The sequence below is a fragment of the Roseibium sp. SCP14 genome, from assembly GCF_040329475.1.
Classification (GTDB): Bacteria; Pseudomonadota; Alphaproteobacteria; order Rhizobiales; family Stappiaceae; genus Roseibium.
This window is the reverse complement of record NZ_JBDZYH010000003.1, coordinates 445,164-465,176: the sequence shown is the minus strand read 5'-3', so window position 1 is coordinate 465,176 and position 20,013 is coordinate 445,164. Positions and strand designations below refer to the sequence as shown.

Sequence of the window (20,013 nt, the reverse complement as noted above, 5' to 3'; positions counted from 1 at the left end):
ACTTCAATCTAAATAAAAAAACAATGTTATTGAGAATAAACTGAGAGAAAAATTTATTAAAATTTCGAATTCGGCTGATTTCTGCTAATTCCGAGATATTGAAAACGAGGTATATACGAAAAACATCGCTTGAAAAAGCGATATTTGTACACTTTTACTAAGAAATCTTTGAATGGTTTACGAAGAATAGGAAAGCGCTTGCGCCAATTCCGCAAAAGGATCAGCTGGTTGAACCTGATCAGCACGCTGGCGCATGGCTTCATAAATTCTGGGAACCAAAAGACAGGCTTTTTCCAGTTGCTCGTCCCCAGAAGTCTGAAAGCCCCCCATCATCCTGAGGTCCTTGGTATCTTCAAACTGGGAAATCAAACCTTTGATCCTGTGTATCAACTCCTGCTGCTCTGCAGTCCAGGCACGGTTCGCAAGTCGAGACGTTGACCTCAGAACATTTACGGGTGGATAGCGTCCCGCTTCGGCAATCTGCCGGTCCAGCACGACATGGCCATCAAGAAGCCCTCTGATTGTGTCTGAGACGGGATCGTTGTGATCGTCTCCGTCGACAAGAACGGAAAAGATGCCGGTGATCGAACCTTCACCGGCACATCCTGGCCCAGCTCGTTCAATCAGCCGTGCAAGATCCGCGAAAACACTCGGCGGATACCCACGGGCAACAGGAGGCTCCCCTGCCGCAAGAGCAACGTCACGGGCGGCATGAGCAAAGCGGGTCGCGGAATCCAGTATCAGCAATACGCTATGCCCATGAGCGCGAAAATACTCGGCAACACTCATCGCGGTTTTCGGAGCCAAACGCCGCTGCATGGCGCTTTCGTCCCCGGTCGAAGCAACGACGACGGAGTTCGACAAGGTTTCTCCAAGAATATCGTCAATGAATTCACGAACTTCGCGTCCGCGTTCTCCAACCAGGCCCACAACGACCGTGTCAAAGTCCCCAAACCCCGCCAGCATACCGAGCAATGTAGACTTGCCCACGCCGGAACCCGCAAAAACTCCAACGCGTTGACCGACGCAAAGGGGTGTAAACAGATCAATGACCTTCACCCCGGTCCTTACACCTTCTGAAATCTTCTCACGGTTCATTGCAGGAGGCGGCGCTCGATCGAGCAGAAAGGCTTCTACGCCATGATTGAGCGGCCCCAGCTCATCAATCGGCTCGCCCAACGCATTGACGATCCTGCCGCGCCAACTCATGTCGGGATGAATAGCAAGACCGCCCGTTACTGACGCGATGCTTCCTATTCCAATATCCGTGACACGTTCGAGCGGTTTAATGACCACATCTTTCTGATCCAGGCGGATAATTTCACCTTGCCGGATCCCCGCCTTGCCCTCGAACTCGACCAGATCGCCAAGGCAGACAACACGAGACAATCCGGAAACTCTGATCGACTCGGCCGAAACCTGAGTCACGCGTCCACTGAGTTTTACCGGACCAGTTTCCGTTTCCAGCGCTGTTAGCGCCGCCGAAATTTGATCAAGTGCGTTTAGATGCGGTACGTTCGGCATGGCGTTCCTGCAAAGCCTTCAAGACATCCAGAGGAAGGTGATTTGATTTGTGACCGGCAAGACGGCTGAGATCTTCATCGTCCGGAATTGACATCGCAGAAGCTTCGCTCTGCAAAGTTTCGTCAACATACGAAATCGACGAGGACCTTTGCCGAGCATCTTCTGAAATACTGCTTACTCGCGAAGGCGGACCTTCCCTATCTTGGGAACCTGTCCCCGTCAGAATCTCATGAAGAACAAGAGGTGCGCTTCTGGTACCTGCTGAAGCAATTGTTTCGCCCAGAACCGTTGTCGTTCCGACCGACTTTTCAGACATACTTTCGTCACGAGTTTCAAACCCATGGGTTCCCGGTTTGGGTTCCGGGACAGGTATCTTTCCAGCCCCGTCGGAGGCTGAAGGCCCTTCGGACGCCGCCAATACTGTTTCTGATTGCGTCTTGTCACCGGAGGAACCGTAGTAATGGTCGCCGAGCGCGTTGTAGGCCATCATTGCACCGAGCCCTATCGGTCCGCCGAGCGCAAATCCATAAATTGCGTTCCCTGATTTTCGAATCTGATCCGATATCTGATCGTTCGTAATCGACCGGTATACTTCTGCAACACCAGGGATGTGCTGAAGTGGATTGATCAGATCTATGAAATCACCGAGCTCAAAGCCCGAGTTCCCCCGTCCCGAAGGTGCACTGATGGCTGCATTCTCCCTCGAGGAAACTTCAGAAGTCGGCAGATGAGAACCCGGTGGTGCCGACACACCGGTCGCCTCAACCGGGGTCATGAGGTGGCTCCGAGTTCGCGAATGGCCTTTTCCTGGCTTTCATTGCTGGTGTCGATCATCTTTGTCGCGCTTTCGAAAGCGCGCGAAATCATGATCATTTTGGTCATTTCCCGGACAGGGTTGATGTTCGCTCCCTCGACATATCCCTGCCGAACGCCGTTCTTGTCGAACACCTGAACCGGAATTGCGGGCAAATCAGAAACGACTGCCGAATTTTCTTTTCTTGTGAGTTTGGCTTCGTTCGGGATCAAGAACAGACCGATCTGCCCGACAACCCCATTTTCACCCTGAATGATGTCACCGGATTGCGAAATCAATGGAGAGCCGGCTTCAGGATCAAGTGCGATCGGCTGTCCGCCCGTACCGAGAATTTGCTGTCCGGTCAGAGTTTGAAGGGCTCCCTCTTCGGAGATCTTCAGTCTGCCGTCTCTGGTGTAGGAAAGATTTCCGTTTGCGTCACGGATGGCGAACCAGGCCTCACCCTCAATTGCCAGATCAAGCGGATTGTCGGTCTTGTTCAGGCTCCCTCCCTGACGCGAGATGTACATCTCGCCGCCAGTCGCAAAACTCACCTGATCCTGCCCGGCTTTCGAGATCAGTTCAGCAAACTTGACCTCGTCGGCCCTGTAGCCGGCTGTATTCATGTTCGCAACGTTGCGCGCGACAGTTTCAAGTCGGTTTGAAAGTGCCACCTGGGCAGACAACGCGACATATAAAGCGGATTGCATGGTTCAAAAGCCTCCGAGGCGAAAATTCTGGATGCTGGAAAGAAGACCTTCGCCCATCTGGACAATGCCGTTGCCATTGCCGAAGACGGCAAGCGTCGGGGAGGTTCCCGCCTGCGGACCTTGAGAAAGGTCGTAGAGCGCTGAAAACCTGTTCAAGAATTCGGACAGGTATTCAGCATCACCGAACTTGTCGAACTCAAGATGCTCCTCCAGATAGGTGGCCTGCTTGTCGATATCCGACATGGCAAATGCCTGCGGCAATCCGAGAGCCGTATAGACTGTTTCAGCAAGCGCTCTGTCTGCAAGAACGTCATAGGCATTGGTGATATCGGGCGCTCTTCTTTCAAAATAGAGCGCAAGTCGCACACCCTGGTTCTGTTCACCCTCACGCACTTCCAGCGTCTGCCGGTGAAACTTCTGGACAATCTCTTCCTGGGTTCTCGAGAACGACGTTGTTGTTGAGCCGTATCTTTCGAAATTGAAGACCTCGGCAAAATTCCTGTATTTCGTATCCGCAAGCTGATTGGCAAACGAGGTGTTTTCGGAAACACCTTCCTCCAGCACTTTGCGCATGAAGGCCTTGGCATAGATCATGTCTTCCAGGCCCATCGCCGTCATCGCGTAATTGTAGATCCGATCGTCTGCCAGAAAGTCGTCTGTCGACTTGATATTGCGAATGTTATCTCTGTAATACTCTGTCTGGCGCTCAATCATCGGATCGGCTTCGACGGTCTTCAAAGACCGTTCCATATTGGTCCTGACAAGCTGTACCTGGGTCAATGTGTTGATCATGTCCTGAGCCCCGTTCGGGTGAATCCGTTTCAGGAACTTTCAGGCTTAAAGCTTACGTCAGGCTGACCCGCAGAACGGCTTCCGCCGATGCGCTTCCGGGTCAGCTTCAGACAAGTCTCGCGCTCTAGCGTTTTCCCAATCGCAGTTGAATTCATCACCAGTCGGGAGCTGTTAGGTGACTATTCTTATTGGCCTGATAATCGCGGGCGCATCCCTCATCGGCGGCTTCGCCGCACTTGGAGGCAAGGTCTCCGTACTTTGGCAACCCTGGGAACTTCTTATCATTCTTGGTGTTGCAATCGGCGCATTCGTCGTCGCCAATCCGATGAAAACAATCAAGGGAACCGTCATTGCCGTCTCAGATGCTCTGCGCAATGCGGTACCGAACAAACGGGAATACCTGGACGTTCTGGCGCTTCTTTATGGTTTGATGCGTGAGCTGAGGGCGAAGGGTCGCAACCAGGTTGAACCGCATATCGAAGATCCCAATACCTCGCCGATTTTTCAGAAGTATCCGTCGGTGCTTCGCAACGCCAGCCTGACGACTTTCATCTGCGACTACTTCCGCCTGATCATCGTCGGCAATGCCCGTGCACATGAAATCGAAGCCCTGGTGGATGAAGAGCTTCACACGATACACCGGGACCAGATGAAACCGTATCATGCGATGAGCAGCGTCGCAGACGCCTTGCCGGCAATCGGCATCATTGCCGCCGTCCTCGGCGTGATCAAGGCAATGGGAGCGATCGACCAGTCACCTCAACTGCTCGGCAGTTTGATCGGTGCAGCTCTCGTGGGCACTTTTGTCGGGATCTTTTTCTCGTACTCTCTGTTTGGACCGATCGCCGCAAAGATCAAGAGTGTCCGCGAGACCCGGCTGCGGACCTACATCGTCGTCAAGCAAACCCTGCTGGCCTTCATGAACGGTGCCGATCCCCAAATCGCACTGGAACATGGCCGGAAAACAATTTCCGACTACGACCGGCCGACCATCGATGAAGTCGAGAACGAAACCATGAGTGTCGGAGCCGGCGCAAGTGCGGACAACGTTCAAGACCTGCAGGGAGCCGCCTAAGTCATGATCGAAGCAGCAACTGCCAGCTCCAACGCATCAAACTCCGAACGGGCGATGATCGCCGACCGGCTGCTCGATGCGGCAGGGATTTCAGTCGACCGTCTACCGATGCTTCCGGTGGTGTTCGACCGCATGGCGCGCCTGATGGCGGACGCGATGCGTCAGAAGTCTCCTTCGCCTTCCTACATCTCTGTCAGTTATGTGGAGAACAACCGGATAGGCGACGTACTCGACGAGTTTGAATCCAACGCCCTCGTTGCCGTTCTCTATTCTCCAGAGTGGGACGCCCGCGTACTCGTCGGTTTCGACCGAGACTTCATTTTCACTCTTGTCGATGTGCTTTTCGGAGCGGACGGCACCGAACCGCCAATCGATGAAGAACGTCCGTTCTCCAATATCGAAACGCGCATCGCGCGAACGATGTTCGAACTTGCAGCGAAGTCACTGGCCGAATCCTTCGCCCCCATTGCGGAAACCACTTTGAAGATCGAACGGATCGAAAGCCGCATGGATTTCGCGGTTGTGGGTCGTCGGAACAATCCTGCGGTTGTTGCCAGGTTGCTGCAGCAGGCCATAGGACGTGGCGGTGAAGTTTTCGTAGTAATGCCGCATTCGACTCTCAATCCTCTCAGGCAACGCCTGTCCCAAGTTCTGTCGGGCGAAATGTCTGGCCGTGACAAACAATGGACCCAACACTTCCACAATGAGATCCAGCGAACCGAAGTAAAGCTGGAAGCCATTTTGGAAGAACGAGAGATGTCGCTCGGAGATCTTTCGGACTTGCAGGTTGGCCAGATCATTGAGCTGCAAGCAACAGCCCGTTCGCCAGTCACCCTCGCCTGCAACGAACAGCCCGTATTCACCTGTCAGCTCGGACAGCTCGACGGTTCCTACACGTTACAGATCGACGAACTCATCCACGAAGAAGAAAAGGATCTATTCGATGATCTCCGCAATCGTTGATGGTGTCCTGCTGGTTGCCCTCGTTGCTACCACGGTCCGAATGGTCTCCATGCACCGCGAGTTGCGGCGGCTCGGAACCTATCACGAAGACTACCAACGCATATTCGACCAGACCGCCCTGGCGCTCGATGGCATCGAGGTTTCCATTCAGGAGATCAATGTCAAGGGCGCCCAGATCCTCAATGCTCTTGGCAGCCGCATGGACGATGCCAGGGACCTGATCGCCGAAATAGATGGTCTGACAAGGGAAGCCAAGCGACAACAATCTGTGCTTCGCGCCGAACTGAAGGAGCTGTCGAAAGCGACTGCGCTTCTTGAGAGTTCAAAACGCTTCACGCCTATACGCGACGATTTCGAGATCTTTGCGGAAGATACACAGTCAGACAGCCCGAAGCCAGCTCTGGTCCGGTCGAAAACAAAGACTGACACGACGGTCATCCACCACGGTCAGCAAGCAGAACCAACCCCTACTCGCATCCACCGCATCGAAGATTCACTTGCAAGCCCGTTTCGTACGGTCTCCATGAACCAGAAGGATAGCATGTAATGTCGGACACAATTATCGATCACGTTGCAGCTGAAACCGGGCCAAAGGCCAAGCCAGCTGATGCCACCAACTTTGCCAAGGTTGAGGCACCAGACAAAGACCAGTCCGACGGAACAATGGGGGATGACAAGAACCTCGACACCATCCTCGGGATTCCGGTCAATATTCAGGTTGTACTCGGCTCGGCCACAATGCTGGTTTCCAATCTTCTCAAATTGGGGCGTGGAGCAGTCATTCCGCTCAACCACAGAGTTGGTGAGCCTATCGACATTGTTGTCAATGGACGTGTGATTGCCCGTGGCGAGGTCGTTGTCGTTGAAGACGACAATTCACGATTTGGCGTCTCTCTCACCGAGATCATCAGTGCCCAGCCAGGTGCCGTTGAAGCCTGACTTCAACCGCATCCCAATCCATCGATACTCCGGCATTCTTAGGACCGCGCGACAATGACGAGTTCAGCCGCTGCAACAGTTGCACCCGCAGCCAATTTGCCTCAACCACCGGCGCCCCCTGCCCGCCGTTTGAACGGCGTTCAAAGAGTGGCTGCGCTTCTGCTTTCTCTTGGAAAGACCAGTTCACAGCGCCTGTTGCAACATTTCGACCAGGAAGAAATACGTCTGATCACTGTTTCCGCTGCACAATTGGGCACAGTGGCATCGGAAGAGCTGGATCTTCTGGCTGAAGAGTTCATACACCAGTTTTCAACTGGCACAACGCTCTACGGTTCTGCCAACGAAGTTGAAAAAATGCTGGAAGGCGTCCTGCCGGACGACCAGCTTGCCGACATCATGTCCGATGTTCTGGGCAATTCAAACCGATCCATCTGGGATCGATTGACCACGGTCTCCGAAACGGTCTTTGCCAACTACCTTCTCAAGGAACATCCGCAAACGGCTGCCTTGATCCTTACAAAGATCAAACCGAGTGCAGCGGCAAAGGTTCTGGGTCAGATCAATGCCAAGACACGCAATCAACTGGTCAGGCGAATGTTATCGATAAAGGCAGTCGTTCCGGAAATCATGCGGGATGTTGAAAAGACAATGCATGAAGACTTCATGCTGAATCTTTCCGGCACCTTGGAGGCGGACTCCCATGCTCGTATGGCGGACATCCTCAACAAGATGGACCGCGAGCACATGGAAGATGCCCTGGAGAACCTGAACGAGGTCAAGCCGAAAACAGCCGAACTTCTGAAAGGCCTTCTGTTTACGTTTGACGACATCATCAATCTCAATGCACGCACACGGATGGCGATTTTCGATCAGATCCCGACTGATCGGATTGTTCTTGCTCTGAAAGGGACCAATGCACAGTTCCGTGAAGTCATCCTGTCCTCACTAACCTCTCGCGCACGACGAATTGCCGAACATGAGCTGGCCGCAGGTGAGCCGGCGGCTCAAAGAGATGTACTTGATGCTCGAAGTGCGATCACCAACCTTGCGCTGGAAATGGCGGGCCGCGGCGAAATCGAACTGAATCCAAAGCAGGATGAAGGAGCATTTTTTGCCTGATCGATGTCGCTTTGATCCGGCGGTTTATTAAGCCACATCTCGGGTGAGCCGATGGCAGAAGAAACAGACAAGGACTCAAAAACAGAAGAACCCACCGAAAAGAAAATTCGGGATGCGATCGAGAAAGGCAATACACCGGTTTCGCGAGAAGCACCGGTACTTGCAACCTTCATCGCATCACTTCTCATAAGTGGTTTTGTTTTAACTTCAGGAGTGCGTCAGCTGGTAGGCACGCTGACCCATCTTCTCGACATCTCGGGTGGAGTAGATCTTGGAACAAACGCTGACGCCTTGCTCCTTTCACATGCGGTTTCGTTGGAAATCGCCAGGTTTATGGCTCCCGTCGTCGCCCTTCTCTCGGTCGCCGGACTTGTGTCCGCGTTTCTTCAGAACACACCAAGTATTGTTCTACACCGGATCAAACCAGACTTTTCAAAACTGTCTCTCGCCAAGGGCTGGAACAGGATTTTCGGCGCCCAGGGGCTGGTGGAATTTCTCAAGGCGGTATTCAAGTTCGGTACGGTCAGTGCGATCGTCTATGGCCAGTTCCGGGCGAACGAGGCGGAAGTGATCAACGCCATGTTTACTGACCCGAGTGCACTTCCCGAAGCCATTCTTCAAATCTCCATGAGACTGATAGCGGGTGTCTGCATCGTCACGATCCTGCTGGTCACAGTTGACGTGCTCTGGTCCAGATCTCACTGGCGCAGAAATCTGCGAATGAGCAAGCAGGAGATCAAGGACGAGCACAAGCAGATGGAAGGTGACCCGATCGTCAAGGCGCGTCAAAAGTCACTTGCCCGCGATCGAGCTCGCAACCGCATGATTTCGGCGGTGCCGCAGGCAACCCTGGTTGTCGCCAACCCGACACACTTTGCCGTTGCGCTGCGCTATGACGGTGACAACAGTCCTGCTCCGGTTGTAGTGGCGAAAGGACAGGACCTGATTGCGCTCAAGATCAGGGAAGTAGCGGAAAACAATGGAATTCCAGTCATCGAGGACCGGCAGTTGGCACGTTCCCTTTACGCGGCAACCGAGTTGGAGCGAATGATACCACCAGAATTTTACAGGGCGGTTGCAGAAATCATTTGCTACGTGTACTCACGCCAAGCCAAAACTACTGCATAATTTAATGCATTGGAGGTCCGAGGAGTGCACGATTTGCCTGAAGAACGTGGAAACAGACCATCCTCGATAGACAGTGACCGGCAGCGCCAGCACGCGATTGCTGCTGCGTTAACAGATTTTATTGAAGATCTGAAACTGGTGGATGTAGTCGATTTCGTCGCCTACATTCGCACTGATCAACACGGAAACATCGAAGAACTGATCAAGACCTCGGCCGAACTTTTCTTCAAGGAAGGCAGCCTGAGATACTCCATGGCGGCTAGTGCCGAGCTGGAATGGGACACAACACCAAAGGTGTCACTGGACCTGGAATTCTTCAACAAGGGTGCCTGGATCTATTTCACTCTCGTCCTGGCCTGGCCGGACAACGCGGTCAACGTTTCCTATGTCGAAGTCCCGGACGCCGATGGCGACAAGGAAAAGGAAACCGAACTGTTGCTCGCTGCACTGAAGGACGCACGCCTGAAATAGGTTGTCGGCAATTCACCTTCGTGCCCCCGCGATCCACGAATCTTCTGTTTCCGTGCCATACACTTAGTCAGATATGGCAACTTTCCCGGAACATTACCGGTCTGGCGGAAACCGGGATCTGGTTTCAACCAGTTTTCGCCCGTGGTTTTGCGTAGCTCGCGTCAAGTCTGGATTTCAAATAGTCTGCCCCGGAAACAGGCGGGTACTTGGGAGAGCCTCCCCCAGCCAAACAGCCGCGCAGACAGGAAACGATGGCATCCGGGTTGGGATCCAGGAAAAAGGCAATCGAATACCGCTCCAGGCCGCTGGAATTGATTACGCGGTGGGGCGTAGATACGTAAACGTCGTTCGACCAACGCATCAGACAATCGCCGATGTTGCAGACGAATGTGCCGTCGATCTTGGGTGCCTTCAGCCAAACGCCATCTCTGCGGCGAACTTCCAACCCTCCGACCGAATCCGATAGCAGGATCGTGATGTTTCCATAATCTGTATGCTCGCCGGCGCCAATCTGCCCTGACTTGGCATTTTCGGGTTGAGGCGGATAGTGCAGCAGTCTGAGCGTTGCCAATGGCGCATCGAGTTTGTCTTCAAAAAAGTCCGGCGCTTCGCCCAAGTCAACGGCGATTGCCTTGTGCATCTTGCACCCGAGATCCCAGGCCGAGTCAAAATACTCAAGCACACCTTCCCGCCAGCCATGCAATGCAGGCCATTGATTGACTGCGCGGAACGATTCCCCATTCAAGATCCGCGGATCGTCTGCAGCCAAGTCGAGACCTATGTTAAAGGCTTCCTTCAGGTCTGACGGTTTGGTCGGATCCAGATTCTCTCCTTCCATTGGTACGTAACCGCGATTGGTTTCGAAGAAGCCCTTCGTCAGGTCCATCTTGAAGTCGTCAGATTGCGAAAAGAGGTCACGCGCGGCAGCGAAGGTTCTCTTGATCAGTTCGTCATCGATGCCATGGTTCTTCACATAGAAAAACCCGATCTCTCTGGCCGCATGTCCGATGTCCTCCGCAACCGCTTCAAGACCTCCGGGGGCATTCGAGATAAGCGGATCCAGATCAATTACAGGGATTCCCTTGCCAGACATGTTCCTTTTTCCTGATACTTAAGTTATTCACCAGAATTTGTTGATTAAATCGAAACAAAGAATAGAATATCAGTCAAATGTATTCGAGTTAATGTTTCTCCTGCCTGATTATGTTCTTGATTGGAAAATATTAATCCGCTCGCCTACACAATATCAAGCTTTCCGAATTACTGATTGTTATTTGATACACTTGAAATTCTGCAAGTCGGATTTGGTTCGAAGCTTTATTCAACAATCTCTCGAGAAACAAAAAAAGGGCGCTTGCGGGAGCAAGCGCCAGGGCCTGGGAGGCAGAGGGATATTTCCAGGGACTCTGACTAATGCGTAATCACATCGTCCTTGTCGAAATAGTTGAACTCCTCAACAAGTACATCGTGCACGACAATCTGTCCGATGCGCGCATTTGTTCGATCCTTCAGGTGCTTGGTAAACGCATCCAGGTCGTAGCGCTCCAGATTGGTGAAATCGAGAGTGTCATCGGAATAGAGCCGCCTGAAGGCTTCATCGACGAGGAACGGATGGGGAGGAACCGGAAGACGGCGCAGGACATCGCTGTCGGCAGTAAACACCAGTTTGGCGACGACATACCCTTGCAATGTCCCTTCAAACAACATTGGCACATTCACTGGTTTGACGGTCTCATAGTCCAGCCCGACAAACGCTGGTTCGTTCGCGTCTCCAACCCGCTTTTGCGCAGCGATATACTGGGTTGTTCCATAACCCGAAGCCAGCATGGTTGCTGACATCCAGATGCCGGCTACCAGGATCTTCATCATCGTGACGGCTCCGGAAACGGCGCCTGATAGGTTCCGTCACTGTCGAAGTCGATCATTGTCCGGGACAGCATCTCGACCACCTCTGAAACCGCATTCATGTGGAGACTCAAGAGGTCGATGTTTTCCTGAAGTACGCCCTTGAATTCCGCCAGGTCTTCTTTGAGCTGCTCCGGCATCAAACCCGACGGAACCATCGCCCGGGCTCGGGTCAGGTCGAGCAGCGCCCGGCTCTTTCCATATTCAAAAACCTTCAGATCCGCTGTCGGATTTGCACGCAGCGCCTGCGTCTCTTCCCGTATCGCATCGGTGGCGCGCCGAACGGCAAGCGTCAGCGGAGCGGAGACTTGCGGATCAGGCTTGTTCACTACCAGTTCAAGGTCGTTTCGCGTTTCCATTACGCTTTCGCTCGCTCGTTCAGTGTTCCGGAAATCAGTTCTGCAATGCCGACGCCACCACTTGCCGCAAGTTGTCCGGCAACCTGTTCTGCCATCATGGACTTCCAGATTTCTCCGGTTGCCCCTTCCCCGAATACCGCTTCTGCATCGTCAGGCAGCATGGTTTCGACAAACTGGCTCAGGATCATCGCCTCGAATTTTTCGGCTGGCGACTTTTTGATTTCAACGTCGCTCGTTGCCGTTTCCCTGAAGCTGTCAAAGGCCTTGTCGGCCTGGCCTGAGGCCCCGGCATATGCAAGATCAAAGCGCTCTCCCGTTGCTGTGCCGGCAATTGACCGCAAGCGGCTGGTCGCCTGCTGAAGACTCGCCGGATCGGCAGCCTTGGCCACATCCAGGATCAGATCGGAAGGAGGCGCAATTGCCATGACTCAGTTCCTTGGTTGAAAGTTGTGTGCAAACAAGGCCCGACAGACGACAGGGCAAGGCAAGCAGGGAAGCTTTTGCCGGACCTTGTTTGCAGTACTGGTTCTAACCGCCTCAGCTTGCGGGAGGCTTGCGAGATCGATCGCTTTTAGCCGTATCGCCGTTCAAGAAGGTCCAGAAGGTCGCGTTCCTCTTCGGCACGCTGTTCCTCACCTCGCATTTTGGAAAGACGCTCCGCCATCAGTTTCAGCATCATTCGCTGTCTGTCGTGTTCTGAGTTCACTCTGGCGCGCGCCTCGCTGAGGCGCGCCATTTCTTCGATGATCCGCCTCAGTCTCTCGGCTGCATTCGCAATGAACCGGTCATGCTGAGCCAGATCTCCGCTCGACAAGGCGAGCAGAATACGCCGCTCTTTCTCGTTGAGCTGGTAAACCTGAGCATCGAGCTTTTGCAGAAGCCACGATGAAAACAGAAAAATCTGCTTCTGCATCCGAAACAGACGTTCGATTTCCTGACTGTTGCGTGCCATCGAACTAACCTACCTGAAGCCAAGTGAAATACCCGTCCAGGAAGATCATGATCGCTTCCGCAATGACGAGGTAAAGGAAGTAGAGACCGCCTGCGATCACAAACGGCAACGAGATGAAATAGACAGGAATCTGAGGTGTCAGCTTGTTGACAAGCCCCACGGCCAAATTGATGACAATCGTGTAGACGACGAAGGGGCTGCACACCCGCAGTGCCAGAACGAACGTCTGCGCCATCTGGCTCGCAAACTGCTCAAGACTGCTGACTGCGGCCAGTGGGTGACCCGCCGGTATCGCTTCATACGAGGCAACAAGACCACGCAGGATTTCCCAATGCTGATTGGTAATGAACACCATCGCTGTCGCTGTCACCGTAAACAGGTTCGCCACCGGCGGTAGCGAGTCCGTGCCGTCTATGGGCATGCCGGGCATGTTCGACATACCGATTGCCATGGAAACAAGCGTGGTCAATGTTTCCAGCGCGGCAAGAAAGGCGCGGCCAAGAAAACCAATGAAAGCTCCCGTCAGAAGTTCGGCACCGATAAACCGGAAAACGGTCGCAAGCTGCTCATCGGGCAATGACCGCTGAACCTCGCTCGCCAACAACGGAGATAGGGCGAGAGATACTGCCAAAGCTATGAACAATCGGACCCGGACCGGAACCCTGTTACTTCCGAAACCCGGAATTATCATCAGGCAGGCGCCGATCCTGCAGAAAAGAAGAAATACGGCCAGAAGCACCGACGCGCTGTACGTGCTGAAAAACAACCCGCCTGTAATCACGAGACACTTCCCAGGGCTGCAACATCCACGCCTCTGGCTATTTCAAGATGCGACAGGACCGGCAGTGTCGGGAACATGCGTTCCACGATCATTCGAACGTAAGGTCGAGCATCGGGAGCAGCCACCATCGCAAACCGGCTTCCCTCCTTCATGTGTTTTTTCACCGCTTCGGACATCTGTGTGCCGAAATCCTCGACCAGTTGCGGCTCGATATCGAACTCGATCACCTCGCCCTTTGCATCCCGTTTCAATGCATTATGGAAGGCCAGGTCCCAGCGATTGCCCAGACGCAAAACCTTGAGGGGACCTCCCTCTGCCAGATCGCCACAAATCTGCTGCGCGATACGCATACGCACATGTTCGACCACCTGTTCGGACCGGCGAACATGGGGGACGATCTCCGCAACGGCTTCCAGAATAAGGTTCAGATTACGGATGGAGACCCTTTCCGCCAGCAACAGCTTGAGCACAGCCTGCAACCCCGAGAATGACGTATGTGCCGGGCAGATATCGTCGAGAAGCTTCTGGTACTCGTTGTCCAGCCGATTGAAGAGGATCCGCATGTCCTTGTAAGACAGCAGTTGCGGCAGGTTGTTCCGGATCACTTCGCTGAGATGCGTCAGGATCACCGTGATGTTCTCCGCCGGAGACAAACCACGCCGCTTCAGCTCATCCTTGTACGCAGGTGCGACCCAGAAAGCTGGCATGCCGAAGGCTGGTTCCCTGGTTTCGTCTGCGGGCACCGGCAACGCATCGTCTGTTGTCGGAATGACCAGCAGCTCACCGACTTTCAATTGCTGGGCAGCTACAATGGTTCCATGGATCTTGATCTGGTAACTTTTTGGGTCGAGCGTCAAACTATCGGTCACGCGTATATCGGGCACGACGAATCCGAACTGTTCAGCGAACTTCCTGCGCATCTTTGCAACCCTGCGGGAGAGCTCGCCATGTTTGGTCAACAATTCGGCGGAGAGTTGCTTGCCAAGAACCAACTCCACTTCGGAAGACTTCAATGTCTCCTTGACTGAATCCTTCTCTTCCAGCTTGGCCTGGTCTTCCGCTTCCTTGCGCTTTTCTTCCTCGGCCTTCTTTTGTGCAGCAAGCCGTCTGGGAATGGTGTAACCGATAAACCCCATCAGGCCGGCAAGAAGCATGAAGGGCAGCATCGGAAGACCAGGCATCAGCGCGAACACTGCCATGAGAATAGCCGCGACAAACAGCGCACGCGGGTAACCACCCAGTTGCCCAAGAACAGCCTTGTCAGCAGATCCCCTCGTTCCGCCTTTGGAAACCAGCAAGCCTGCTGCGAGTGAAACGATGAGCGCAGGAATCTGCGAAACCAGGCCGTCGCCTACGGAGAGCTTGGTGAATACATCGGCAGCATCGGCAACACTCATATCGTATCGTGTTACACCAATGATGATACCACCTAGAATATTGACGGCGGTGATGATCAGACCCGCGACTGCATCTCCGCGCACGAATTTCGAAGCACCATCCATGGCGCCGAAGAAGGAACTTTCCTCTTCCAGCTCCTTGCGTCGGCTTTGGGCTTGCTTCTCATCAATCAAGCCTGCCGAGAGATCGGCATCGATTGCCATCTGTTTGCCCGGTATGGCGTCAAGCGTGAAGCGCGCGCCGACTTCAGCAATACGTGTCGCACCCTTCGTGATCACCATGAAGTTCACGGTTATCAGGATCGCGAACACGATCAGACCGATAACGAAGTCACCGCTCATCACGAATTGCGAGAAACCGTTGATGACATAACCGGCTGCGTTCAGGCCTTCATAACCGTTGGCCAGAATGACACGCGTCGTCGCGATGTTGAGCGACAACCGCAACATGGTCGCAATCAGCAGAACCGTCGGAAAGGAGGAAAAATCCAAGGGACGCTGAATCCACAGCGCGACCATCAGGATCAAGACCGACAGGGCGATCGACATGGCGAGGCCGATATCGATCAGGAAGGTCGGAATTGGCAGGAACAAGACTGCCAGGATGACAACGATACCAAGTGCAAAACCGACATCGCGGCGGCTTTCGGGCGTTCCGGTAGCGATCGGTGAAATGGAGGTGTCTGACATGCCTTCCCTCTGCGGCGTGATCGATGTTCGGCAAGTTCGCTGTTCAAGCTTGCGCGAAGCTTTTTGCGACTGACCGAACGACATCTTCAGCTCGGAAAATGAGGCGTTCCGTTCTGCAGTTGCAAAAAACCAGGTCGAGAGCAGCAGAAAGACACAGTTTCGCGAATGCACTCACGTAGGCGAAAACTCAGGAGGGCGGGTTTTCAATTCAATGAAAAACCCCGCCCGAACAGCACTTGTCTGTTTCTGGAATGGAACTAGAAACCCGTCTCGATCCGATTGTAGATCAAGGAGGTAAGAGTGTAGATCTGGCCGCCGATAAAGGGACCGGCGATAACGATCATCACCAGGATTGCAACGATTTTCGGAATGAAAGTCAGCGTGATTTCCTGGACCTGCGTCAGAGCCTGTAGCAGGGCAATTCCTATACCGACAACCATCGCCGGCACGATTGCCGGAGCCGAACCGACCAGGATTGTCCAGATTGCAGACCTGACAAGGTCCAGGGCATCAACTTCATTCATGGAATGCTTGTCCGCATTAGTCCGGTTGGCTCTATGAAATCTTCACGCCAGGGCCGAGCAGAATTCCCTTGCCGTTATCCAGACCCAGGATCGTGCCGTCCGAATAGATCTCGACATGCTCAACCTTACCGGTTGTGCCGTTCATGTCGGTCACCGTTCTTCCGATGAGATCGTCAACCTGGCTGAAGGACATGTTGGTCAACATTGTCTCCAGTTTCGCGTTGGTCTGAATAGCCTGCTCAACTTGGCTGAAGCTTGCGAGCTGAGACAGCTGCTCCGAGGCATCCATCGGATTGGTGGGGTCCTGATTTTGCATCTGCGCCATCATGAGCTGCAGGAACGTATCGTAATCAACGGTCAGCTGCTGCTGTGCGCTGGAAGCATTTCCAGCTCCCTGAGATTGCGCGGCGCCGACACCTTCAACACTCGTCATCGGTTTACTCCTTATACGACGGCCAATTGCGGGCGTTGAGAAAATTCATCACCTGCAGGGAATGCGGATACTGCTGGACTGGCAGTGTTTTCCTCGTTCTGCTGAGCGTCCATCACGACAGCTTCGACCGGGTAGAGTCCCCGGACGACCTTCATTGCTTCAAACCATCGCTGGGTCTTGGCGAGTTCTTCCACATCATCCAGCCGCTTGAGGATTTCTTCGTTTGAGAATGCGGCCTTGATCGATCCCAGAACGAGATGAAACATGTCCTGCGCGGCCCTGGCTGAAACTGGATCAATGATCATTGTCTGCAGAATGAAATAAAGTTGACGCAGGGGAGTCGTTGCCTCTTCGGGCTGAAGAACGTGCGCCTCCAGCAGAAACACCGCATCGTTCAAAAGTTCGATGTTTGTCTTGCGTTCGGCTCGGATTACCGCACCGTTGATGAACAGGCGCTCGCCTGCTTTCAAACCGATTTTCATATGTTTAACCGTCCAGGCTGTCGCGGATGATTGCATTGATCTGAATGATGTCTGAGAAGTCTTGCTGCTCCCACTGACGCAAGGCCTCGACTTCCTTCAGAACCCATATGCCGACCGAGATCAGGTTTGCTCTTGTTTCAATCGGCAACTCGTTGGCATCGTCGGCAAGGTGTTCGAGGAAATAGCTCCACAGTCGACGGGTGTAGAACAACGCGTCCACGGCTTCAGGCGATTTGACCCCCGTCTCTTTCGCCACTGTCAGTTTGTCGAGAACAATCGACATCGCCTCATGCTCATTGAGCCGCTGATCGCTGCAAAGATCGTCCATAACCTCTGCGTATGACAGGTTGTACATGGGCCCTCCAGGGTTCGTTTTACGTGGAAAATCTGACGCTTATGGTCTTCAGATGTAGTTGAGAATGCTGAGCCCCTGCATACGGGCGGTCACCGCATACGTAGTCTCCAGCTGGGTCAAAGCGGTGTTCAGACGAACCGAGGTTTCTTCGAGATTGACGCTCTCAAGGTCATTGACCCGCTGGTTGAGAATGTCGGTCTGCACCTTCAGCCGGTCGCTCGCCAGTTTGACCTGTTCCTGAACATTGCCGAGCTTGCCCATTTCGCTGGTGATACCGGCGATGCCGGTTCCCAGCTTTTCGATCGCCTTGTCGATAACGACTTTGTATGTGCCCGGATCGAGATTTTCGTTTCCAAGATCGGACATCAGCGTGTAGGCCTGCGCCAGGTCTCGGAAGGCCTGTTCGTTGGCACTCACGGAACTCGTCACCGTCTCACTTGCCGAAATCCGGCTAACCATGGCGTTGTCTGAGGCTGATGACCAGTTCGTCCCCCAGGCAGGGTCCGCGAACATGGCATCGAAAGCACCGTTCAGATAAGTGTCCATGGCGGCCGGCGTGATCGTGGAAACGGCCGGATTGGTTTGCGTCATGCCAAATTCGGCCAGAAATGCGGCGTCCGCGGCAACCTTGTTGGGAGATGCGGGGTCCGAATAGTCGGCCATCGGTTCCTGGTCGGAGTTGATCCCGGCGAAAACGAAGCTCCCGTTCAGCTGGGTGTTCAAGCGCGACGTTAGCAATTCCATATTGCCGATCGCATCGGCTTTCACGATGTCCGAGCTGGTATCGTTCTCCCGAAGAGCGACAAGCGTTTTCAAAAAATCCTGCGCGTCAGCAAGAACATCACCCATCGCTGCCTGACTGACATCCAGCCGGGAGGTTGTCAGGGCATTGGTGTCGATAATGCCGTTCAGGAAATGAAACTCCGCACGCAGAGAAACGCTTTCGCCGGTCTTGGTCCCGAGGTCCAACCCGATGTCGTATTTGCGGCCGGAAGCCAGTTCGACACTGAGTTTGTTAACCTGGCTGGCCTGGCTCATGATTTGTCGACGGGATGCGTCCGCAAGTGAGATCGTTGAGATGTAGGTGGTTTTCATGCCGGTTACCTCGCTGCGGCCAGTAGGTCTTCAAGCATTGAATCGACAGCAGTAATCAGACGCGTCGCGGCTGAATAGGAGCGTTCGATTTCAAGAAGAAGCGTCATTTCTTCGTCGATATTGACGCCGGTTTTGTTATTGAGATTTTCCGCCGTCCTGCCGATCAGAACCGACTGGACTTCAACATTGCTGGTCATGGTCTTTCGACCGCTCTCCAGCCAGCTGACGGATGATGAAGCAAAGCCACTCAGTGAATCCGACGGATCAAGCTCGACACCGGCGTCGAAGACGGTGTCTGCATCAAAGGCCGAGACAAGCTCCTGCAAGCGATCGGAAAAGCCTGCTGCCCCCGAAGGGTTGTAATCATAGTTTGGGTTCAGGGGATCCGAGATACCACCGTCACGTATGAGGTCAAGGTTGCCTCCCTGGTCGGGATCAGCATTGGCATTGACCACAATCTCCGAGGCAAGACCCGGAACGAGTGTACCTGCTGCCGGAACCGCCGGCGCTCCGGACCAGGTAAACAGACCTGCCTGATCCGGGCCACCGCCACCCAGCTGATCACTTTCGGCGAAGGCTTCAATCAGACCGCGCGCGATCTCGTCCAACTGGTTCTGATAAGTCACCGACACTTCGTCACGCAACTGGGCCAGACCATGCAGACGTCCGGATTTGACCGGCATGACCGCTCCCGGCCCCGCGACAGGCACACCATCGACAAGAACATTGTTGCCGACGGTTGTTGCGTCGTAGACCACTGTCGGCTCAAAAGTCACCGCTCGGGCCTTGGTTTCAAACAGGGTTACACCGCTGTCTGTATAGACCACAATGTCCCCATCGCTGCGATTGAGCGTGGTGATGCCGATTTCCTCAGAGAGTTTCAGCAGAACCTGATCACGCGAGTCCAGCGCATCGGTGACATCCGCACCCGATTGCGTGCCCTTCACGACCAACGCATTCAGATCTTCCAGCTGTCCGAGGAGATTGTTGATCTCTCGCACCGACGTCGCCATGTCGGTGTCGGCATTCGCACGAACTTCCTGAACAAGATCGGAGCTCGATTGCAGAGTTTGCGCCATATCCTTGGCGGACTGCAGAACATCCTGTGCCTGGATGGCATTGTTCGGATCCGATGCCAGGTTCTGAATCGAGAGCTTCAGCTCACCCAGTTTCGCGGCGGGAGACATCATGAGTTCGGTGTCTCCGGTTGTCTCCGAAAGCCGGGTCAGCCCTGCAAGCACAGCTTCCTGGGAAGTTCCCGCGGACGTTGTTTGCAGGAGCGAGGCATAAAGCGCGCTGTCTGTAACGCGGGCAATACCGTCAACACGGAGCCCACCTGCCTGTCCTGAGTCTGTATAGGACTGGGACAAGAGAACCGACTTACGTGAATATCCAGGATCCTGCGCACCCGAGATGTTTCGGGCAACGACAGAAGATTCTGTTTGCCGGGCGGCCAGCGCGGACTGCGCGACCTGCAACGCTACAGACAAACTCATGACGACTACTTTCAGGTTTGAGAGATTTCC

The 20,013-nt window shown here is 53.9% G+C and carries 24 protein-coding genes; 7 read left to right on the top strand and 17 right to left on the bottom strand.

Going from position 1 to position 20,013, the window contains the following annotated elements:
* Positions 1 to 177 precede the first annotated feature (177 nt).
* The 4 genes from ABLQ08_RS14795 to ABLQ08_RS14780 are packed head-to-tail and all read right to left on the bottom strand — an operon-like array spanning position 178 to position 3,819.
* Positions 178 to 1,524: a FliI/YscN family ATPase gene (locus tag ABLQ08_RS14795; protein ID WP_352943611.1), complete on the bottom strand. Its 1,347-nt coding sequence runs from the start codon at positions 1,522 to 1,524 to the stop codon at positions 178 to 180.
* A complete protein-coding gene (locus ABLQ08_RS14790) occupies positions 1,493 to 2,299 on the bottom strand; it encodes a hypothetical protein (protein ID WP_352943609.1) in 807 nt (268 codons plus the stop codon). The genes ABLQ08_RS14795 and ABLQ08_RS14790 overlap by 32 nt, the downstream gene beginning before the upstream one ends.
* A complete protein-coding gene (flgF, locus tag ABLQ08_RS14785) occupies positions 2,296 to 3,027 on the bottom strand; it encodes a flagellar basal-body rod protein FlgF (protein ID WP_352943607.1) in 732 nt (243 codons plus the stop codon). Before flgF ends, ABLQ08_RS14790 begins: the two co-directional genes overlap by 4 nt.
* Before the next feature lie 3 nt (positions 3,028 to 3,030).
* Complete coding sequence (locus ABLQ08_RS14780) at positions 3,031 to 3,819, bottom strand: DUF1217 domain-containing protein (RefSeq protein ID WP_352943605.1); 789 nt, start codon at positions 3,817 to 3,819, stop codon at positions 3,031 to 3,033.
* A 175-nt stretch (positions 3,820 to 3,994) separates the two neighbouring features.
* Here ABLQ08_RS14780 and motA point away from each other — a divergent pair, with 175 nt between their 5' ends.
* The 7 genes from motA (at position 3,995) to ABLQ08_RS14745 (ending at position 9,514) form a co-directional block, all read left to right on the top strand.
* On the top strand, positions 3,995 to 4,894 hold the full coding sequence (motA, locus tag ABLQ08_RS14775; RefSeq protein WP_352943603.1) for a flagellar motor stator protein MotA: 900 nt from the start codon (positions 3,995 to 3,997) through the stop codon (positions 4,892 to 4,894).
* A gap of 3 nt (positions 4,895 to 4,897) precedes the next feature.
* Entirely contained in the window at positions 4,898 to 5,857 is a 960-nt protein-coding gene (locus tag ABLQ08_RS14770; protein WP_352943601.1) for a flagellar motor switch protein FliM, read from the top strand.
* Entirely contained in the window at positions 5,838 to 6,404 is a 567-nt protein-coding gene (locus ABLQ08_RS14765) for a hypothetical protein (protein WP_352943599.1), read from the top strand. Before ABLQ08_RS14770 ends, ABLQ08_RS14765 begins: the two co-directional genes overlap by 20 nt.
* A 116-nt stretch (positions 6,405 to 6,520) precedes the next feature.
* Positions 6,521 to 6,796, top strand: coding sequence for a flagellar motor switch protein FliN (gene fliN / locus ABLQ08_RS14760; protein ID WP_352944405.1), 276 nt, complete (start codon positions 6,521 to 6,523; stop codon positions 6,794 to 6,796).
* 54 nt (positions 6,797 to 6,850) lie between these two features.
* A complete protein-coding gene (locus tag ABLQ08_RS14755; RefSeq protein ID WP_352943597.1) occupies positions 6,851 to 7,915 on the top strand; it encodes a flagellar motor switch protein FliG in 1,065 nt (354 codons plus the stop codon).
* 51 nt (positions 7,916 to 7,966) lie between these two features.
* Complete coding sequence (gene flhB / locus ABLQ08_RS14750; RefSeq protein WP_352943595.1) at positions 7,967 to 9,043, top strand: flagellar biosynthesis protein FlhB; 1,077 nt, start codon at positions 7,967 to 7,969, stop codon at positions 9,041 to 9,043.
* A 24-nt stretch (positions 9,044 to 9,067) separates the two neighbouring features.
* The gene (locus tag ABLQ08_RS14745) at positions 9,068 to 9,514 is read left to right on the top strand and encodes a hypothetical protein (RefSeq protein ID WP_352943593.1); all 447 of its coding nucleotides are present in this window, start codon (positions 9,068 to 9,070) and stop codon (positions 9,512 to 9,514) included.
* Positions 9,515 to 9,638: 124 nt separating this feature from the next.
* Here ABLQ08_RS14745 and ABLQ08_RS14740 read toward each other — a convergent pair whose 3' ends face one another.
* The 13 genes from ABLQ08_RS14740 to flgK form a co-directional block, all read right to left on the bottom strand.
* Positions 9,639 to 10,607 (bottom strand): isopenicillin N synthase family dioxygenase, encoded by a 969-nt coding sequence (locus tag ABLQ08_RS14740; RefSeq protein WP_352943591.1) that lies wholly within the window; start codon positions 10,605 to 10,607, stop codon positions 9,639 to 9,641.
* Positions 10,608 to 10,924: 317 nt separating this feature from the next.
* The gene (locus ABLQ08_RS14735; protein ID WP_352943589.1) at positions 10,925 to 11,383 is read right to left on the bottom strand and encodes a hypothetical protein; all 459 of its coding nucleotides are present in this window, start codon (positions 11,381 to 11,383) and stop codon (positions 10,925 to 10,927) included.
* Entirely contained in the window at positions 11,380 to 11,778 is a 399-nt protein-coding gene (locus tag ABLQ08_RS14730) for a hypothetical protein (protein WP_352943587.1), read from the bottom strand. Before ABLQ08_RS14730 ends, ABLQ08_RS14735 begins: the two co-directional genes overlap by 4 nt.
* Positions 11,778 to 12,203 carry a rod-binding protein gene (locus ABLQ08_RS14725; protein ID WP_352943585.1) on the bottom strand — a complete coding sequence of 142 codons (426 nt, stop codon included), beginning with the start codon at positions 12,201 to 12,203 and terminating at the stop codon, positions 11,778 to 11,780. The genes ABLQ08_RS14730 and ABLQ08_RS14725 overlap by 1 nt, the downstream gene beginning before the upstream one ends.
* A 146-nt stretch (positions 12,204 to 12,349) precedes the next feature.
* Positions 12,350 to 12,730, bottom strand: a complete 381-nt coding sequence (locus tag ABLQ08_RS14720; protein ID WP_352943583.1) for a flagellar biosynthesis protein R — start codon at positions 12,728 to 12,730, stop codon at positions 12,350 to 12,352.
* A 4-nt stretch (positions 12,731 to 12,734) separates the two neighbouring features.
* Positions 12,735 to 13,469 (bottom strand): flagellar biosynthesis protein FliR, encoded by a 735-nt coding sequence (gene fliR / locus ABLQ08_RS14715; RefSeq protein ID WP_352944403.1) that lies wholly within the window; start codon positions 13,467 to 13,469, stop codon positions 12,735 to 12,737.
* A gap of 38 nt (positions 13,470 to 13,507) precedes the next feature.
* Positions 13,508 to 15,598 (bottom strand): flagellar biosynthesis protein FlhA, encoded by a 2,091-nt coding sequence (gene flhA, locus ABLQ08_RS14710; protein ID WP_352943582.1) that lies wholly within the window; start codon positions 15,596 to 15,598, stop codon positions 13,508 to 13,510.
* A 257-nt stretch (positions 15,599 to 15,855) separates the two neighbouring features.
* Positions 15,856 to 16,122, bottom strand: coding sequence for a flagellar biosynthesis protein FliQ (fliQ, locus tag ABLQ08_RS14705; protein WP_352943580.1), 267 nt, complete (start codon positions 16,120 to 16,122; stop codon positions 15,856 to 15,858).
* Positions 16,123 to 16,153: 31 nt separating this feature from the next.
* Positions 16,154 to 16,555: a flagellar hook assembly protein FlgD gene (gene flgD / locus ABLQ08_RS14700; protein ID WP_352943578.1), complete on the bottom strand. Its 402-nt coding sequence runs from the start codon at positions 16,553 to 16,555 to the stop codon at positions 16,154 to 16,156.
* A gap of 11 nt (positions 16,556 to 16,566) precedes the next feature.
* Positions 16,567 to 17,037: a flagellar biosynthesis repressor FlbT gene (flbT, locus tag ABLQ08_RS14695; RefSeq protein WP_352943576.1), complete on the bottom strand. Its 471-nt coding sequence runs from the start codon at positions 17,035 to 17,037 to the stop codon at positions 16,567 to 16,569.
* Positions 17,038 to 17,041: 4 nt separating this feature from the next.
* Positions 17,042 to 17,392, bottom strand: coding sequence for a flagellar biosynthesis regulator FlaF (gene flaF, locus ABLQ08_RS14690; protein ID WP_352943574.1), 351 nt, complete (start codon positions 17,390 to 17,392; stop codon positions 17,042 to 17,044).
* A gap of 48 nt (positions 17,393 to 17,440) precedes the next feature.
* Positions 17,441 to 18,487: a flagellar hook-associated family protein gene (locus tag ABLQ08_RS14685; RefSeq protein WP_352943573.1), complete on the bottom strand. Its 1,047-nt coding sequence runs from the start codon at positions 18,485 to 18,487 to the stop codon at positions 17,441 to 17,443.
* 5 nt (positions 18,488 to 18,492) lie between these two features.
* Positions 18,493 to 19,983 (bottom strand): flagellar hook-associated protein FlgK, encoded by a 1,491-nt coding sequence (gene flgK / locus ABLQ08_RS14680; protein ID WP_352943571.1) that lies wholly within the window; start codon positions 19,981 to 19,983, stop codon positions 18,493 to 18,495.
* Positions 19,984 to 20,013 lie beyond the last annotated feature (30 nt).

Coding starts and splice junctions, on each gene's coding strand:
- ABLQ08_RS14795 (WP_352943611.1), bottom strand. CDS start 1,524: ATGCCGAACGTACCGCATCTAAACGCACTTGATCAAATTTCGGCGGCG.
- ABLQ08_RS14790 (WP_352943609.1), bottom strand. CDS start 2,299: ATGACCCCGGTTGAGGCGACCGGTGTGTCGGCACCACCGGGTTCTCAT.
- flgF (WP_352943607.1), bottom strand. CDS start 3,027: ATGCAATCCGCTTTATATGTCGCGTTGTCTGCCCAGGTGGCACTTTCA.
- ABLQ08_RS14780 (WP_352943605.1), bottom strand. CDS start 3,819: ATGATCAACACATTGACCCAGGTACAGCTTGTCAGGACCAATATGGAA.
- ABLQ08_RS14770 (WP_352943601.1), top strand. CDS start 4,898: ATGATCGAAGCAGCAACTGCCAGCTCCAACGCATCAAACTCCGAACGG.
- ABLQ08_RS14765 (WP_352943599.1), top strand. CDS start 5,838: ATGATCTCCGCAATCGTTGATGGTGTCCTGCTGGTTGCCCTCGTTGCT.
- fliN (WP_352944405.1), top strand. CDS start 6,521: ATGGGGGATGACAAGAACCTCGACACCATCCTCGGGATTCCGGTCAAT.
- ABLQ08_RS14755 (WP_352943597.1), top strand. CDS start 6,851: ATGACGAGTTCAGCCGCTGCAACAGTTGCACCCGCAGCCAATTTGCCT.
- flhB (WP_352943595.1), top strand. CDS start 7,967: ATGGCAGAAGAAACAGACAAGGACTCAAAAACAGAAGAACCCACCGAA.
- ABLQ08_RS14740 (WP_352943591.1), bottom strand. CDS start 10,607: ATGTCTGGCAAGGGAATCCCTGTAATTGATCTGGATCCGCTTATCTCG.
- ABLQ08_RS14735 (WP_352943589.1), bottom strand. CDS start 11,383: ATGATGAAGATCCTGGTAGCCGGCATCTGGATGTCAGCAACCATGCTG.
- ABLQ08_RS14730 (WP_352943587.1), bottom strand. CDS start 11,778: ATGGAAACGCGAAACGACCTTGAACTGGTAGTGAACAAGCCTGATCCG.
- ABLQ08_RS14725 (WP_352943585.1), bottom strand. CDS start 12,203: ATGGCAATTGCGCCTCCTTCCGATCTGATCCTGGATGTGGCCAAGGCT.
- ABLQ08_RS14720 (WP_352943583.1), bottom strand. CDS start 12,730: ATGGCACGCAACAGTCAGGAAATCGAACGTCTGTTTCGGATGCAGAAG.
- flhA (WP_352943582.1), bottom strand. CDS start 15,598: ATGTCAGACACCTCCATTTCACCGATCGCTACCGGAACGCCCGAAAGC.
- fliQ (WP_352943580.1), bottom strand. CDS start 16,122: ATGAATGAAGTTGATGCCCTGGACCTTGTCAGGTCTGCAATCTGGACA.
- flgD (WP_352943578.1), bottom strand. CDS start 16,555: ATGACGAGTGTTGAAGGTGTCGGCGCCGCGCAATCTCAGGGAGCTGGA.
- flbT (WP_352943576.1), bottom strand. CDS start 17,037: ATGAAAATCGGTTTGAAAGCAGGCGAGCGCCTGTTCATCAACGGTGCG.
- flaF (WP_352943574.1), bottom strand. CDS start 17,392: ATGTACAACCTGTCATACGCAGAGGTTATGGACGATCTTTGCAGCGAT.
- ABLQ08_RS14685 (WP_352943573.1), bottom strand. CDS start 18,487: ATGAAAACCACCTACATCTCAACGATCTCACTTGCGGACGCATCCCGT.
- flgK (WP_352943571.1), bottom strand. CDS start 19,983: ATGAGTTTGTCTGTAGCGTTGCAGGTCGCGCAGTCCGCGCTGGCCGCC.